This window comes from Nocardia aegles, assembly GCF_052545135.1.
Genome location: NZ_JBQWRI010000004.1, coordinates 219,753 through 235,866 on the forward strand (window position 1 = coordinate 219,753; position 16,114 = coordinate 235,866).

Annotated in this window: 13 protein-coding genes; all 13 read right to left on the reverse strand. The window is 70.6% G+C overall.

The features are described from left to right. Positions 1-6: 6 nt before the first annotated feature. Positions 7-1,530 carry a UDP-N-acetylmuramate--L-alanine ligase gene (murC, locus tag ACT89H_RS14470; protein WP_445109103.1) on the reverse strand — a complete coding sequence of 508 codons (1,524 nt, stop codon included), beginning with the start codon at positions 1,528-1,530 and terminating at the stop codon, positions 7-9. Beyond that, complete coding sequence (gene murG, locus ACT89H_RS14475; RefSeq protein ID WP_445109104.1) at positions 1,527-2,630, reverse strand: undecaprenyldiphospho-muramoylpentapeptide beta-N-acetylglucosaminyltransferase; 1,104 nt, start codon at positions 2,628-2,630, stop codon at positions 1,527-1,529. Before murG ends, murC begins: the two co-directional genes overlap by 4 nt. Beyond that, positions 2,627-4,114: a putative lipid II flippase FtsW gene (ftsW, locus tag ACT89H_RS14480; protein ID WP_445109105.1), complete on the reverse strand. Its 1,488-nt coding sequence runs from the start codon at positions 4,112-4,114 to the stop codon at positions 2,627-2,629. Before ftsW ends, murG begins: the two co-directional genes overlap by 4 nt. A gap of 136 nt (positions 4,115-4,250) precedes the next feature. Next, positions 4,251-5,708, reverse strand: coding sequence for a UDP-N-acetylmuramoyl-L-alanine--D-glutamate ligase (gene murD / locus ACT89H_RS14485; RefSeq protein WP_445109335.1), 1,458 nt, complete (start codon positions 5,706-5,708; stop codon positions 4,251-4,253). Between the two features lie 47 nt (positions 5,709-5,755). Continuing rightward, positions 5,756-6,832 (reverse strand): phospho-N-acetylmuramoyl-pentapeptide-transferase, encoded by a 1,077-nt coding sequence (gene mraY / locus ACT89H_RS14490; protein WP_445109106.1) that lies wholly within the window; start codon positions 6,830-6,832, stop codon positions 5,756-5,758. After that, positions 6,829-8,367 (reverse strand): UDP-N-acetylmuramoyl-tripeptide--D-alanyl-D-alanine ligase, encoded by a 1,539-nt coding sequence (locus ACT89H_RS14495; protein ID WP_445109107.1) that lies wholly within the window; start codon positions 8,365-8,367, stop codon positions 6,829-6,831. The genes mraY and ACT89H_RS14495 overlap by 4 nt, the downstream gene beginning before the upstream one ends. Next, positions 8,364-9,938 (reverse strand): UDP-N-acetylmuramoyl-L-alanyl-D-glutamate--2,6-diaminopimelate ligase, encoded by a 1,575-nt coding sequence (locus tag ACT89H_RS14500; RefSeq protein WP_445109108.1) that lies wholly within the window; start codon positions 9,936-9,938, stop codon positions 8,364-8,366. The genes ACT89H_RS14495 and ACT89H_RS14500 overlap by 4 nt, the downstream gene beginning before the upstream one ends. 292 nt (positions 9,939-10,230) lie before the next feature. Next, the gene (locus tag ACT89H_RS14505) at positions 10,231-11,994 is read right to left on the reverse strand and encodes a peptidoglycan D,D-transpeptidase FtsI family protein (protein ID WP_445109336.1); all 1,764 of its coding nucleotides are present in this window, start codon (positions 11,992-11,994) and stop codon (positions 10,231-10,233) included. Positions 11,995-12,125: 131 nt separating this feature from the next. After that, positions 12,126-12,905 (reverse strand): cell division protein FtsL, encoded by a 780-nt coding sequence (gene ftsL, locus ACT89H_RS14510; RefSeq protein WP_445109109.1) that lies wholly within the window; start codon positions 12,903-12,905, stop codon positions 12,126-12,128. A gap of 121 nt (positions 12,906-13,026) precedes the next feature. Then, positions 13,027-14,001: a 16S rRNA (cytosine(1402)-N(4))-methyltransferase RsmH gene (gene rsmH, locus ACT89H_RS14515; RefSeq protein WP_445109110.1), complete on the reverse strand. Its 975-nt coding sequence runs from the start codon at positions 13,999-14,001 to the stop codon at positions 13,027-13,029. 185 nt (positions 14,002-14,186) lie between these two features. Then, positions 14,187-14,618 (reverse strand): division/cell wall cluster transcriptional repressor MraZ, encoded by a 432-nt coding sequence (gene mraZ, locus ACT89H_RS14520; protein WP_445109111.1) that lies wholly within the window; start codon positions 14,616-14,618, stop codon positions 14,187-14,189. 404 nt (positions 14,619-15,022) lie between these two features. After that, positions 15,023-15,430 (reverse strand): SCO2097 family morphological protein, encoded by a 408-nt coding sequence (locus ACT89H_RS14525; RefSeq protein WP_445109337.1) that lies wholly within the window; start codon positions 15,428-15,430, stop codon positions 15,023-15,025. Positions 15,431-15,604: 174 nt separating this feature from the next. Beyond that, positions 15,605-16,045: an SAV_6107 family HEPN domain-containing protein gene (locus ACT89H_RS14530; protein ID WP_040865917.1), complete on the reverse strand. Its 441-nt coding sequence runs from the start codon at positions 16,043-16,045 to the stop codon at positions 15,605-15,607. Positions 16,046-16,114: the final 69 nt, after the last annotated feature.

Sequence of the window (16,114 nt, forward strand, 5' to 3'; positions counted from 1 at the left end):
GCCGGGTCACCGTCCGTGCTGGGGACGCGCCCGTAATCCGTCGAGAATCTGACTGCCCAGCATCGTCACGTCACCCGCGCCCATGGTGATCACCACGTCGCCCGGCAACGCCAGCCCCGCGACCTGACGCCCGACCCGGGACATGTCCGGCTGGTAGTGCACCGGCTTCGTCACCGACTGCGCGACCAGCGCCCCGTTCACTCCTGGCAGCGGCTTCTCCCGCGCGCCGTAGACATCGAGCACGACGACCTCGTCGGCCAGGCTCAACGCGGCGCCGAAGTCCTGGGCGAAGGTCGCGGTCCGGCTGTAGAGGTGCGGCTGGAACACCACGATGACCCGGCCCTGCCTGGACCGCGCGCCGTCGCGAGCCTCCTGCTGGACCAATTCGGCGGCGGCGCCGAGTACGGCGCGCACCTCGGTCGGGTGATGGGCGTAGTCGTCGAACACCCGCACGCCGTTCTCCCGCCCGGCGAACTGGAACCGGCGGTGCACACCGCCGAACCCTTCCAGGCCCTGAACGATCTCACCCGCGTCGGCACCGGCGGCCCGGGCGGCGAGCAGGGCTCCGAGCGCGTTGAGCGCCATGTGCCTGCCCGGCACCGACAGGCGCAGCGTACGCGGCGCGGCCTCATCGGTGAGCTGGAATTGCGCGATGCCGCCGACATCCCGCGGCTCCCAACTGTGCAGCCGGGCGCCCACCGGGACCGGCGCGTCCGCGAGGTCGCCGGAGCCGTAGCCGAGGACCTGGACGTTCCGCTCGGCCAACCGCGCGCCGACCCGCTCCGCCAGCGCCAGCGAGCCAGGATCGTCCAGGCACACCACCAGCAGGCCGCCCGCGGCGAGCCGGTCGGCGAAGTCGTCGAAGACCTGCACGTAGGCCTCATCGGAGCCGAAGAAGTCCAGGTGATCGGACTCGATGTTGGTGACCACGGCGACGTCCGGGTCGTATTGCAGCAGCGAACCGTCGCTCTCGTCGGCTTCCGCGACGAAGATGTCGCCGGTGCCGTGGTGGGCGTTGGTGCCCGCCTCGTTCAGCTCGCCGCCCACCGCGAACGACGGATCCAACCCGCAGTGCTGCAACGACACGATCAGCATCGAAGTGGTGGAGGTCTTGCCGTGCGTACCGGACACCAGCAGCGTGCGATGCCCCTGCATCAGCGAGGCCAGCACCGTGGGGCGCAGCAGCACGGGAATGTCGCGCCGGTTGGCTTCGACCAGTTCCGGGTTGGTCTTCGGAATGGCGGCGTACGTGGTGACCACCACGGTCGGGCCGCCGGGTAGCAGGTCCAAGGCGGTGGCGTCGTGCCCGATCCGCACCTTGGCACCGCGAGCGCGCAGCGCCAGCACGCCCCGGCTCTCCTTGGCGTCCGACCCCGATACGGCGCCGCCGCGGGCGAGCAGGATCCGCGCGATGCCGGACATCCCGGCCCCGCCGATGCCGACCATGTGCACGCGCTCCAGCCCCGGGGGCAGCGGGGTCCGTTCGGCGCCGGTGTCCGGAACCACCCGGTCCGCGGTCGTGTCGCTCATCGGCGCGCCACCTCCAGCGCGATCCGCGCCACCTCGTCGGCGGCGTCGCGGTGCCCGGCGCCTGCGGCGGCCCGGCCCATCTCGATCAGCCGTGCGGAGTCCATGAGCAGCGGAATCACCTCATCGATCAGGTACTTCGGCGTCAACTCGGAATCGGGGACAATTCTGCCACCGCCCTGGCGTACCACGGGCCGAGCGTTGAGCTCCTGTTCCCCGTTGCCGTGCGGCAGCGGCACGTAGAAGGCGGGCAGCCCGACCGCCGAGACCTCCGCGACGGTCATCGCGCCCGATCGGCAGACCACCGCGTCGGCGGCGGCGTAGGCGAGGTCCATCCGGGACAGATACGGCACCGCGACGTAGCGAGCGCCGTCCGCGGCGGAGCCGTCCACCTCGAGGGTGTTCTTGGGTCCGTGCGCGTGCAGCACCGAGATGCCCGCGGCGGCCAGCTGGGGCGCGGCGCCCGACACCGCCTCGTTCAGCGTCCGCGCGCCTTGCGATCCGCCGAAAACCAGCAGCACCGGTCCTTCGGGCGGAAGGCCGAAGTGTCCCCGCGCTTCGGCCCGCAGTGCAGCGCGGTCGAGTCCGGTGATCGATGCGCGCACCGGAATGCCCACCACCCGCGCGTTCGCCAGACCCGAGTCCGGCACCGCCGCGAGCACTCGCGCGGCGCGGCGGGCGCCGATCTTGTTCGCGATACCGGCCTTGGCGTTCGCCTCGTGCACCACCACCGGCACCGGGCGTCTGCGGCGCAGCACGCCCGCGCCTGCGGCGAGATACGCCGGAAGCGCCACGTAGCCACCGAAACCGATGATCACGTCGGCCGCGACCGCATCGATGACCGCTCGGGTGGCCGCGACCGAGGCGCGCACCCGACCGGGCAACCGCAGCAGATCGGCGGTGGGCTTGCGCGGCAAGGGGACGGGCGGGATGAGCTCGAGCGGATAGCCGCGTTCGGGAACCAGGCGGGTCTCCAGGCCGCGTTCGGTGCCCAGCGCCGTCACCCGGATCGAATCGTCGAGCCGCCGCAACGCGTCGGCCACCGCGAGTGCCGGTTCGATGTGGCCCGCCGTGCCGCCGCCCGCGACGATTACCGAGATCACCTGGATCTTCCCCGTTCTCTTGCGTGATTGACCGGATAGCTGGGTTCCCAAGCCCTGGTGGCACGCGCCGAGCTGGTGCCGCGGCTTTCCGGCGAGCGGCGGCGCGGCGGTTCGGTACGCCCCCGCCTGCCCGACGGCAGCGCCGACGGTCCGCGCTCGGACGGCCGTGGTGCCCGGCCACGGCGGGCACTCGCCCGAGCCGGTGCGTACACCTCGGGTTTGGGCAACCGCAACAGCCTACTGACCCGTCCGTCCTGCCCGGCGTGCAGCGCCGCGACGGCCTCCGGCTCGTGTCTGGCCGCGTTGGCGATCAGCCCGAACATCAGCAGGGTGATCGCGAGCGACGAGCCGCCCGCGGACACCAGCGGCAGCTGCAACCCGGTGACCGGCAGCAGACCGACGACATACCCGATGTTGATCATGGCCTGCCCGGCGATCCAGGTTGTCGCCGACGCGGTCAGCAGCCGCAGGAACGGATCCGCCGACCGGCCGGCGATGCGCAGCCCCGTGTAGACGAACAACGCGAACAGCCCCAGCACCAGCGCGCAGCCGAGGAAGCCCAGCTCTTCCCCGATGATCGCGAAGATGAAGTCGTTGTGCGCATTCGGCAGATAGCTCCACTTGGCCCGGCTCTGTCCCAGGCCTCTGCCCCAGATCCCCCCGTCGGCAAGGGAATACAGCGCCTGTCGCGCTTGATAGTTGTCACCCTGCGGATCGGAACCCGGGTTGAAGAACGACCGGACCCGATTCGAGCGATAACCCGCGGACATGGCGAGCACGCCCGCGGCGACGACACCGGACACCGCGATCGTCACGAACAGCCGTACCGGAAGTCCGCCGAACCACAGCAGTGCGCCCAGGATGATGCCCACCGCGACCGTGGTGCTGAGATTCGGCTGGACCACGATCAACAGACAGACCAGCACACCCGCGGGCACGAGCGGAACCAGCAGGTCCCGCAGAGTCGAACCGATCGCCCGCCGGGACACCAGCAAGTGCGCGCCCCAGACGATGAGGGTCACTTTCACGACCTCGGACGGCTGCACCGAAACAGGACCGAGCACCAGCCAGCGACGTGCGCCCTGCACGCTGCTACCGATACCCGGAATCAGCACGAGCACGAGCGCCAGTACCGATATCGCGAACAGTGGGAACGACGCCTGTCGCAACAGGCGCAGCGGAACGCGCAGAGCCAGATAGAACAGGACCGCGCCGATCGCCGCGAACAGCGTCTGCTGGATGAACAGCGAGTACGCCGACCCGCCCTCGGCATACTCCACGACGCCGGAGGCGGACAAGACCATGACCAGTCCGAGGGCGGTCAGCAGCGTGGCGATCGTGACGACGAGATGGAAGGACGCGAGCGGCCGTGCCAGCCACGAACCGGGACCCGTGCCCACGCCGCGGTTACGCCGCGCCCCGGCTTCCCGTGCGCCCGAAGTCTTGGCCGCCTTGCCGGTCCAGCGCCTGCCGTTGCCCGACATCACGAGACACCCGCGGTCGGCGCCGGTAGGACCCCGGGGACAGCGGACGAGCGGGCGCCGAGGCAACCAGCTGGTCCGCGAAAGCGACTCGACCGACCGGGGCGGGTACCCATACCCCGCCCGCCCCGGTCGGCGGTCATCGCAAACCCCCGATATCGGTGGTTCCGAGATCACCGTCTTCCAGAGCGTGCACCGCCGCGGCGAAGCTGCGGCCCCGGTGCGTGTAATCGGCGAACATGTCCAGCGACGCGGCGGCGGGAGCAAGCAGCACGGTGTCGCCGCGGCGGGCGAACCCGGCGGCCGCTCGTACGGCCCGCGCCATGACAGCGTCGGCCGCGGCGGCCCTCGACGCTTCGTCACCCATCTGTGCATCGTCTCCCGCGACCAGCTCGACGACGGGGACCTCGGGCGCGTGTCGCGCCAACGCGGCCGCGAGCACCGGCGCGTCGAGGCCGATCAGCACCGCCGCGACCAGATGGTCGGCGACCTCCTCGACGAGGTCCTCGACGTGCGCGCCCTTGAGCTGGCCGCCCGCCACCCAGACCACCTGCGGATGCGCCAGGATCGACGAGCGCGCGGCGTGCGGATTGGTGGCCTTGGAGTCGTCGACGAACTCGACGCCGGCCAGCTCGCGCACGAACGCCGCGCGGTGCGGGCCGACCTTGTGCTCGATCAAGCCTTCCCGGACGAACTGCGGCGCGACATCGATCGCCCTGGTCAGCGCGGAGGCAGCGAGCGCGTCGGCGACGCCTGCGGGGCCGGGCGGGCTGATGTCGCCGACCTCGGCGAGGATCGCGGCCTTGGTGAAGGCGCGGTCGAGCAGCTTGCCGTCCACCACGCCGAGTTCGCCGTCGGCGGGCACGCCCACCCGGAAACCGACGGTCCGGCGCGCCTTGGACTTGCGGGCCAGCGAGGCCGCGACCGGATCGTCCAGGCCCACCACGCCGACCCGGCCGACCAGCGCTCTCGCCTTGGCCGCCGCGTAAGCGTCCAAGCCGCCGTGCCAATCCAGGTGATCCTCGGCCACGTTGAGCACGACGCCCGCCTCCGGGCGCACCGACGGCGCCCAGTGCAGCTGGAACGACGACAGCTCCACCGCCAGCACCTGCGGACCGGGGTTGCGGCGCAACGCGTCCAGGATGGGCAGGCCGATATTGCCGCACGCGACGCTGGCGATGCCCGCCGCGCGCAGGATCGCGTGGGTCATCTGCGTGGTGGTGGTCTTGCCGTTGGTGCCGGTGACGACCAGCCATTTACGGACCGGACCGTAGATCCTGGCCTGATCGACCCACCAGGCGAACTCCACATCGCCCCACACCGGCGTGCCCTCCGCGACCGCGGACGCCAGCACCGGCGAGTCCGGCCGCCAGCCCGGGCTGGTGATCACCAGCGCGAACCGGCTCCAGTCCGCGGTCTCCAGTTCCGCGGTGGTGGCCACGTCCAGCCCGAGCCCGGCCGCCTCGGCCAAGGCAGCGGCGCCGCCGTCGGTCACCACCGGACGCGCGCCGATATCGTGCAGCGGTTCCACCAGTGAGCGTCCCGACACGCCCCAGCCCGCGACCAGGACGTCGCGTCCGCGTAGGAATTCCAGCATGGGCCCCGGTGTGCGCAGAGCCCGCGGAGAATGTTCGACCATCTCGTTCACCCGACCGCGGAGAGGTATTCGCTGTAGAACAGCCCGAGGCCGACAGCGGAGGCCATCGCGGCCAGGAGCCAGAATCTGATGATCACCGTCGTCTCGGCCCACTTGCTGAGCTCGAAGTGGTGGTGGAACGGCGCCATCTTGAACAGCCGGTTGCGCGTGGTGCGGAAGACCGCGACCTGCAGCACCACCGACGCCGTCTCGGCGACGAACAGCGCACCGATGACGATCATCAGCAACTCGGTGCGGGTGGTGATGGACAGGCCCGCGAGCAGGCCGCCCAGCGCGAGGGAACCGGTGTCGCCCATGAAGATCTTGGCCGGTGCGGCGTTCCACCACAGGAACCCGACGCACGCCGCCGCGCCCGCGGCACAGACCAACGCCAGATCCAGCGGATCGCGCACATTGTAGCAACCGGTCGCGGGCTTGGTCTCGCAGGCGTGGTAGTACTGCCAGAACGTGATGATCACGTATCCGCCCAGCACCAGGCTCATCGATCCGGCGGCCAGCCCGTCGAGTCCGTCGGTGAGGTTCACCGCGTTGGACCACGCGACCACCACGAAGCAGACGAATACCAGGAACACGACAACGCCCATGGTCACGGTGCTGATGTCGCGCACGTAGGACAAGTGCCTGCTGGCCGGAGTGAGCCCACTGCCGCCGCGGAACTGCAAGGCGAGAATGCCGAAGATCACGGCCGAGAGCAGCTGGCCGAGGTATTTACCCGCCGCGGTGAGGCCCAGGTTGCGCTGCTTGCGGATCTTGATGAAATCGTCGACGAAACCCACCGCGCCCAGCGCGGTGGCCAGCCCGAGCACGAGCAACGCCGACGCCGACGGCCCGTCGGCGTCGTAACCGATGCCGATCAGGTGGGAGCCCAGGTAACCGGCCCACATGCCGACCAGGATGGCGACACCGCCCATCGTCGGTGTACCGCGCTTGGCCTGGTGGCTGGCGGGACCGTCGACCCGGATCTCCTGCCCGAAGCCCTGCTTGGCGAACAGCCGGATCAGCAGCGGGGTGAGCAGGATCGAGACCGTCAGCGCGATCGCCGCGGCGAAGAGAATCTGTCTCATCCTGCTGCCTCCGTGTCCTGTCCCACCCCGTTGTCCGCCGTGCCGCCGCGTGCGGCGACGGCGCCCGGGTCGGTCAGATGCTCGGCGACCCGCCACAGACCGACCGACTTCGATGCCTTCACCAGCACCACGTCGCCGGGGGCCACTTCCTGGTCGAGCAGCGTGATCGCCGCCGCGATATCCGGCACGAGGACCGACTCCTCACCCCACGACCCTTCCATCACCGCACCTTGGTGCAGCGCGCGGGCGGGCCGTTCGGTACCGACGACGACCACCCGGCTGACGTCCAGCCGCACGGCGAGCCGCCCGATGGCGTCGTGCTCGATGACGGATTCCTCGCCGAGCTCGGCCATCTCCCCGAGCACCGCCCAGCTGCGCCGCGGCGCCCGGCCCGCGCGCGCCATGCTCACCAGCGCTTTGAGCGCGGCGCGGACCGAGTCCGGATTGGCGTTGTAGGAGTCGTTGACGACGGTGATCCCGTCGGCGGTGGTCCGCACGTCCATCCGGCGGGCAGACGCGGCGCGCGCACCGGACAGCGCCGCGGTGACGGTGTCGAGGTCGGCGCCGCATTCCAGCGCCACCGCGATCGCCGACAGCGCGTTGCCCACATGATGCTCGCCGTGCACGGCCAGGCGCACCTGGGCGCTGCCCGCGGGCGTGTGCACCGTGAATGCGGCCCTGGCCTGGTCGTCGAGCCGGATGTCGGTGGCGCGCACCTCGGCGGTCGCCGCTTGCCCGGCCAGCACCACCCGCGCCTGCGTGCGCGCTGCCATCGCGGCGACCTGCGGATCGTCGGCGTTGAGCACCGCGAGCCCGGTCGGCGGCAGCGCCTCCACCAGTTCGCCCTTGGTCTTGGCGATGGCCTCGCGGCTGCCGAACTCGCCGAGATGCGCGGTGCCGACGTTGAGTACCACGCCGATGCTCGGCGGCGCCACCTCGGCCAGCGCCGCGATGTGCCCCGGCCCGCGTGCGGACAGCTCCAGCACCAGGAAACGGGTGTCCGCGTCGGCACGCAACGCCGTCCACGGGTGACCGAGTTCGTTGTTGAACGACCCGGGCGGGGCAACCACCGTGCCCAGCGGCGCCAGGACGGCGGCCAGCAGGTCCTTGGTGGACGTCTTGCCGGACGAGCCGGTGACGCCGACGACGGTGAGCCCGCCGTCGGCGGCCAGACGCGACACGCTGGCGCGGGCGAGCGCGGCGAGCGCGGTCAGCACGGCGGCGCCGGATCCGTCCGCATCATGGCTGAGCGCAACCGAACTCGACGGCACGGCGCCGCCGCCGGGCTGGACCACGATGGCGGGCACGCCCACCGGCCGCGCCGCCAGCACCGCCACCGCGCCCGCGGCGATCGCCGCGCCCGCGTAGTCGTGACCGTCGGAGCGCTCGCCCGGCAGTGCCAGGAACAGACCGCCGGAAACGATTCGGCGCGAGTCGAATTCCACCCCGCCGGTGACTCGCACCTCCGGGTCTGCGACGTCGTGCAGCGTGCCGCCGACGACCTCCGCGATCTCCCGCAGTGTCATCTCGATCATGAAACCGTCAAGTCCTCCGCGTGGTTACCTTGCGGACTGCGTCTTTCCAATGCGGCCGCGAGTACCTCGCGGTCGTCGAACGGGTGCTTCACGCCCTGGATCTCCTGCCCTGCCTCATGTCCCTTGCCCGCGATCAGCACCACGTCACCGGGGCGCGCCCACGCCACCGCGGCCGCGATGGCTTCCGCTCGGTCCCCGATCTCCCGCACGTCACCGCGTTCGGCCGCCGGGACTTCCAGCGCCCCGGAGCGCAGGGCGGCGCGGATGGCCGCCGGGTCCTCGGTACGCGGGTTGTCGTCGGTGATGATCAGCAGATCGGCGCCACGGGCGCCCACCGCGCCCATCAGCGGCCGTTTCGCCGCGTCCCGGTCACCGCCCGCACCGACCACCACCGCCAGCCGCCCCGCGGTGTCCGCCGCGAGATGACCACGCAGCGTAGCGATCACGGACTCGAGCGCCGCGGGCTTGTGCGCGTAGTCGACGATCGCCAAGAAGTCCTGCCCGCGCTCCACCCGCTGCATGCGGCCGGGCACGTCCACCGTCGCCAGCGCCGGGGCCGCGACCGACGGCTCGATGCCCACCGCGGCGCACACCGCCACAGCGAGCAGGCCGTTGGCGACGTTGTAATGGCCGGGAAGCCGCAGGCGCACGGGAATTTCGCCGTGCGGACCCGCCGCGGTGAAGTCTTGTTCGCCGCCGTGCGCCGACACCGCGCCGGTGACGCTCCAGGCGGCGGTCCGGGTGGTCGACACGGTGACCGGGTTCGGCAGACCCGCGGCCAGCCGCCGCCCCCACTCGTCGTCCACGCAGACCACGGCGGTGCGCGCCGCGACCGGCGAATCCGGTTCGAACAGTTTGCGTTTCGCGGCGAAGTAGTCTTCGAAGTCGGCGTGGAAGTCGAGGTGGTCCTGGGACAGGTTGGTGAACGCGCCCACCGTGAACCGCACCCCATCCACCCGGCCCAGCGTCAGCGCGTGGCTGGACACCTCCATCACCACCGCGTCCACGCCCTGCTCGACCATCAGCGCGAACATCGCGTGCAACTGCGGCGCTTCCGGAGTGGTCAGCGCGCTCGGCACCCGCCTGCCGCCGATCCTGGTCTCGATGGTGCCGATCAGCGCGGTGGACAGTCCCGCGGCGGCCAGACCCGCCTCCACCAGATAGGAGGTCGTGGTCTTGCCCGAGGTTCCGGTGATGCCGACGATGCGCAGCCGCTCGGACGGATTGCCGTAGATCGTGGCCGACAGCTCACCGAGCACCGCTCTCGGGTTCTCCCGTACCAGCACCGGCACGTCGAGCGGCCCGGCGAGCCGCGCGCCCGCCGGGTCGGTCAGTACCGCGACCGCGCCCCGCGCGACGGCCTCCCGCGCGAAACGCGCGCCGTGCGCGCGGGCGCCGGGCAGCGCGGCGAACAGGTCACCGGGCAGCACGGCATCCGAGCGCTGCTCGACACCGGTGACCGACACGTCCGATGCGGGGCTCGTCGCAGCCCCGATGACGGCGGCCAGCGACGCCAGCGGCGTCGACGGCGAACGCTCTGGCCGCACTGCGCGCGGTTGACCGGACTGCACAGAAACCAGGCTCCTTTCGGGGGCGGCGATCGACGTGTCAGGTTACCGGCGACCGGTCACGGCGGGACCATGCGCCCCGTCGCAAAGCCGGGGAGGTCGCCCACCGCACCCTACGGCTTCGTCCGCCCGGCTCGGACCGCGCCACGCGGCACGCGGACGCCACCGGGTGCGGACGCGGCGCGCACGGCGGGCATTCGCTCGCCTCCGGCCCTCGAACACCGCACTCACCTGCTGTTTCCTCCGCACAGATTCGATGTCTTCGCTACCGATCCCACACCCGGAGCGGGTTCGATCACCCTGCCTGCAAGACGAATTGCCGCGACGGCTGGGGGGATGGCGGGATACGGTCGCGCTGCAGCGCCCACGACGCGATGTTGTGGAACAGCGGAGCCACCGAACCGCCCCCGGAACCGTCGGAACTGCGGACGGGCGCGTCGAGCATGAGCCCGATCACGTACCGCGGATTCTCCGCGGGAACCATGCCCGCGAACGTGATCCAGAACGACGATGTGGAGTAGCACCGGCAATCGCGATCGACCTTCTGCGCGGTCCCGGTTTTTCCCGCCACGTGATAGCCCGTGATGGCCGCGGGCCATCCGGTGCCGTTCTGGTTGGCGTTCATCGGGTCACGCTGCACCACCGCCTGGAACATCGTCCGCAAGGTGGCGGCGGTCTGCTTGCTCACCACCCGCACGCCGTCCGGCTGGGTCTCCTCGGTGCGGGTGCCGTCCGGGGCGATCTTCGCCCGCACGATCCGGGGCGGAATGCGGACGCCGTCGTTGGCGATCGCCTGGTACATCCCGGCCATCTGCAGCGCCGTCATCGAAAGGCCCTGGCCGATCGGGAGATTGGCGAAGGTGCCGCCGGACCACTGCTCCCGGTCGGGCATCAGGCCCGCGCTCTCTCCCGGCAGGCCGATGCCCGTGCGCTGCCCGAGCCCGAACCGGTGCGCCATGTCGGCGAAGCGGTCCTCGCCCACGCGCTGCGCGAGCATCAGGGTGCCGACATTGGAAGACCTACCGAAAATTCCGGTGGTCGTGTAGGGCTCGACACCGTGCGACCACGCGTCGTGCACCGTGACGCCCGCCATCTGGATCGCGCCCGGCACCTGATGCACCTCGTCGGGATCGGTCAGCCCGTATTCGATGGCCGCGGCCGCCGTGACGATTTTGTTCACCGAACCCGGTTCGAACACGTCCGTGACCGACGGGTTGCTCAGCTGGGCATTGGCCCACTTCTGCGGTCCCAGCTGGGGATTGAAGGTGTTGTCGTTGGCCATCGCCAAGACCTGGCCGGTCTTGGCGTCCAGGACGACGGCCGACGCGGAACCCGCACCGGAGACGTCCTTGGCCTGCTGCACCTGCTGCTGCACGTAGTACTGCAGATCGGAGTCCACGGTGAGTTCGACGGCGGACCCGTTGACCGCGGGTTGTTCGTCCCGCCAACTGCCGGGGATGACCGCGCCGTCGGAGCCGCGGTCGTAGGTGTGCGATCCGTCGGTACCGGCCAGCACCGAGTCCAGCGACGACTCCAACCCGATCTGCCCGTGACCGTCCCAGCCGACGGCGCCGACGACATTCGCCGCCAGCGAGCCGCCGGGATACACCCGGGGACTCTGCTGATCGGAACCCACTTGCGGGTATTTGTCGGTGATCTCGTCCGCGATCCGCGGATCGACGTTCTGGGCGAGGAACACGAATTGCTCGTCGCTGTTCAGCTTGGCGAGCAGGTCCGATTCCGCGGGCGCGTCTTTGCCGAGTTTGTCGTGGATGGTGCGCGCGATGTCGCGCAACCGCTGGTCCGGATCGGGCGCCTTGTCGTTCTTGGCCTTGGCGTCGGCCAACTCCTTCCGGACCGCGACCGGCCGGAAGTGCAGCGCTTTGGCCGACACGGTGAAGGCCAGCGCCTTGCCGTAGCGGTCGGTGATCGGCCCTCGGGTGGCTGGATCGGGCTGATGGGTGGTGCGCTGGCTGGCCGCCTGTGCCGACAGTCCCGGCGCGGCGATGCTCTGCACCCACAGCAGTTGCAGCGTGACGACGGCGAGCGCGACGAGCATGACCACCCGGCCGACGCCGAGGCGCAACCGGAGCGGACTGTCCGAGACAGCTGAGCGGGGGGGTCGCTGCCCACCCGTGGTGCGGGGCGCCGAGGGCCCGCCCCGCCGGCGCGGCGCAGGGCCGGGATGCCTCACCGCGGCCCTCCGTCGGGCGCCTGCGCGGCTTCCGGCTGCGTCGGCGCCGCGTCCGTGGGCGGCTGGGGCGCGGCGGCCTGGGGCGCGACCGAAGCTGCGGGCGGTCCGGGCTGTGGCGGGTTGATCGCCGAGGCCGGGGTCGGGCTCGCCGCGGTGGGCGCCGCAGTCACCTGCGCGTTGTTCGGTGATCCCGCGTTCGGCTGACCCGGCACCGGCGCACCGGGCGTGGTGGTGACCGGCACCACCCGCTCCCCTCGCGGCGACCGCTCGGAAGGCGAGGCGTTCAGCGGCGGCACGGGAGTGCCCTGAGCCGGGGCCGGCTTGCCGATCACCGTCACCGAGCCGTCCGGGCCGACCAGCAGTCGAGCCGGATCCTTGGCGGGGATCATGCCCAGTTCACGCGCCCGCAGAGCCAGCTCGGGGGCCGAATCGGCGACCTCGACCTCGCGCTGCAAGGCCGCGCGCTCGTCGGCCAACCGCCGGTTCGTGGCCCGCGCGTCACCGAGCTGATAGCTGTCCTCCGCGGCGCGGGTGGTCAGCAGCAAGGTCAGCGCGAGGCCGCAACCGAGCAGGGCGATGATCGCGGTGACGAACGGGATGCGCGCCGCCATCGCCGAGCGCCGGACAGCGGGCAGAAACGTACTGTCCGAGCCGGTTTCGCGCATTCGCCGCCGCGCGTAGGCGCGCTGCGCCGCGCCCGACTTCACCCGCTCGGCGTCCTGGACCCGCCGGGCGACCCGGCCCGGCGCTTCGACGGTCCGCGTCCGCACGCTCATAGATTCCCCTCCTCTGTCCTCCGGGGACCCCGGCCGAGCACAGCGCCGCGCTGTCTCATCCGGTCTCCGCTACCGCTGCGCGACATCCGCACCCGGCCGGCGCGGTGCGGGCATTGCTCGCTCACCGCGCCTCCTGGATCCGCTCGGCGGCGCGCATGCGCACCGGCGCCGCCCGCGGGTTGTCTTCGATCTCCTGTTCGGTCGCCTTCTCCGCGCCACGGGTCAGCATCCGGAACTCCGGTCCCATGCCGGGGAGCTCGACCGGCAGGCCCACCGGCGTCCTGGACGCGGTGTGGGCGGCGAGCTCGTGCTTGACCACCTTGTCCTCCAGCGATTGGTAGGACATGACGACGATGCGGCCGCCCACCCGCAGCGCGGCGAGCGCGGCGGGCAGCGCGGCTCGCAAGGAGTCGAGCTCCCCGTTGACCTCCACCCGCAGCGCTTGGAACGTCCGCTTGGCCGGGTGCCCGCCGGTGCGGCGGGTCGCGGCGGGGATCGTGGCGTACAGCAGCTCCACCAGTTCGGCACTGGTGCGGAACGGTTTGCTCTGGCGACGGCGGATCACCTCGGCGGCGATGCGGCCGGCGAAGCGTTCCTCTCCGTAGGTTCGCAGCACCCGGGTGAGGTCGCCGTGACTGTAGGTATTGAGCACATCGGCGGCGGTGAGTCCGCTGGTCGGGTCCATCCGCATGTCCAGCGGGGCGTCGACGGAATAGGCGAAGCCGCGGTCGGCCTCGTCCAACTGCATGGAGGAGACGCCCAGGTCCATCAGGATCGCCGACACCGAACCGGTGGCGGGCAGCCCCGCCTCCGCCAACGCGTCGACGATGCCGTCATAGCGGGTGTGCACCAACGTGATTCGATCGGCGAACGGCTCGAGCCGCTGGCCGGCCAGCTGCAACGCGGTGGTGTCGCGGTCGAGCCCGACCAGACGGACGCCCGGGTAGGTGCTCAGGAAATGCTCGGCGTGACCGCCGAGGCCGAGCGTCGCGTCGACGTAGACCGAGCCCGGCTCGGCCAAGGCCGGACCGAGCAGCGCGTCGGCTCGCTCCAGCAGAACCGGAACATGGCGGGGACCGCGCTGTTCACGGTTCACCTAGACCTCCCGGAGTCTGCCTCGCGTCGTCGCGCACCGCACACGGGTCGCCTTGATACACAGTGCTTTCTATACGGATACGAATGCCCCGTGGTCTCTGACCGAACTTCGGCACCTGGCGTCGGGGAAGTACGTCAGGGTCCGCGTCCGGGCAGAGACCGCGTGGCACTCGCGCGCGCCCGCGGCTAGAAGATTCCGCCCAGCGACTCGTCTCCGGCTTGCGAGAAGTCCTCCTCGTGCTCGGCGAGGTAGGACTCCCACGCCTGCTTGTCCCAAATCTCCAGGAAGTCGACCGAACCGATCACCACGCAATCCCTTTGCAGGTTGGCGTAGCGACGATGGTCGGCGGACAACACGATCCGGCCCTGCGCGTCCGGACGTTGCTCGTCCGTTCCGGCCGCGAGTGCCCGGACGAACGCACGGGCCTGCGGATTGCTTCGAGACGCGGCCGCGGCCCGCCGGGCGAGCGCGGTGAACTCCTCTTTCGGGTACACGGCAAGGCTGTGGTCCTGCCCCTTCGTGACCATCAACCCTCCCGCCAGATCGTCTCGAAACTTCGCAGGCAACGTGAGTCGCCCCTTGTCGTCCAAGCGAGGTGTGTAGGTACCGAGAAACATCTCGATACCTCCCTAGTCGATCACCTCGATGGTCGGCCCTTCGGTACTGCGCGCTCCACATTACCCCACTTTCCCCCACTTTCAATCGAAACAAGCGGTGATCTGGCTCCCCACTCAGACGATTCCGCAGGTCATGTCAGCTATCACCGGCGTGGAGAACTTTTGCGAGTTCCGCCGACACGCGTCGGCTCAGGTGACAAATGCCCGAAAACACCCAGCAAACCCCCTGGTGCGGCACCGTTCGGGGGCGAAGTGGGGGAAGTTTGTGGGGAGGTGTGGGGGAAGGGGAAATCGGACTCGAAAATCATCCGCGGCGCGATCGGTACACGCACGCGAACCGGCGACGCCGCACCATTACGGTGCGGCGTCGCCGGTTGTGCTGAAGTTGTCCGACTACGGGCGAGCTATTCCTGGTCGAACCGCCGCCGGAAGCGATCCTCCATACGCTCGGAGAAACCGCCGGACTTGCGCTGGCGCCCGCGCCCTCCGCCGGAGGATGCCTGCCCGCCGGACCGGTCGTTCTTGGCGATGTTCTTGGAGGTGCCCAGCAGCAGGAGCACGCCGGCACCGAACATCACGATGAACCCGATCAGGCTGATGATCGGGAAGCCGCCGGGCTTCACGGGCGCCGCGATGCCCGCGACGAGGAGAAAGAGGCCGAGGACGAACAACGCCGCGGCCTGGAGTCTGCGACGACTCGAGGTCGAACGTAGCCGTCCGCCGCGGACGGACGAGGCGAACTTGGGATCCTCAGCATAGAGAGCGCTCTCGATCTGTTCGAGCATGCGCTGCTCGTGCTCGGAGAGTGGCACGGTACCTCCCCCGGCACTAGGACGTGGCTGTCGCCTCCGGGTAGACGACAGATAGCCGACCTTGGCGGCCATCTGTCACCAATGATACGAGTTCGATCAGGGCCAGACCACCTAATGGGCACAGTCGGACGTAGTCCGTCATCAGCCCCGCGCACGGCCGGAGCGAAGGGATACCTAAGCGGTCATATCGCCGGTCACTCCAGGAGCGGGCCGCAACCTGGCCGATGCCGCGAGGAGATCTTCCACGTCATGGAGGAATGCCGCCACCCGCGAAGAGAACTCGTCCGCCTCGTGTTCGTCGACATTCCGGTCCAGGCCTGCCTCCAGCGCCGCCCGGATCTCCGAGCGCGCACTGAAGTAGTCCGCCCACATCACGAATTCCGGCGCGGCGCGCTGCATCAGCACCCACGCGTTGCGCGAGCGCGCCCGGGGCGCGGCATCGGCGCCCGTGAGCGCGATCACGGCGCCCGCGCCGCGCAGCGCGGCCAGGTAGGCGGTGCGGAACCGCTCCCGCGGATCTCGTTCCCCCGCCGCCTGCATGAGCAACCCGTCCGCGCGCTCCAGCAGCTTGCCGGCTCGGCCGGGCCGGCCCGGATGTTCCACTCGACCAGACATCGCCGTCCCTCCACCCTCGCGTACCTTGGCCGGTATACCGCGCTGGAGGTGGCGTGCCCCACCACTTTC